Annotated in this window: 1 protein-coding gene; it reads right to left on the bottom strand. The window is 71.4% G+C overall.

From position 1 onward, the window contains the following. On the bottom strand, nucleotides 1-180 hold a 180-nt coding region (locus tag AC30CM_RS27210; protein ID WP_490120008.1), incomplete at its 3' end, for a phosphoketolase family protein. Nucleotides 181-413 lie beyond the last annotated feature (233 nt).

A 413-nucleotide genomic window follows, 5' to 3' on the forward strand; every position in this document is an offset into this window, starting at 1 on the left:
GTCGCGGTCGAGGGGACGGCGGAGCAGCGGGTTGTCCAGCAGGTAGATCTGGCCGACCGACAGGTAGTTGGCCGCACGCCACCAGCCTTCAAGAAGCTCTGCCGTTTCGTCGCTGATGACCTCGGGGGCATCAGCCGGACGCGGGCGCCACGCAGCGGTGGCGGGGGAGATCGTTGCCATGGTTCGACTCTAGGACGTCCCGGCGAACGCCGGGACCCCCTAACCTGCGTACCTGTCCGGCTACCGGGGGTCCCGGGTCGGGGCCCGGGACGACAGTGGCAGGGTCTTGCTGATGTCGTCCCGGCGAACGCCGGGATCCCTGTACCTGTCCGGCTGCTCGGCCCGGCTGGGCGGCTGCCGGGGGTCCCGGGTCGGGGCCCGCGATGACGGTGGGCCCGGACGGTCACGTTGGT

The sequence above is a fragment of the Mycobacterium sp. DHQP2018-32-09 genome (genome assembly GCF_058148405.1).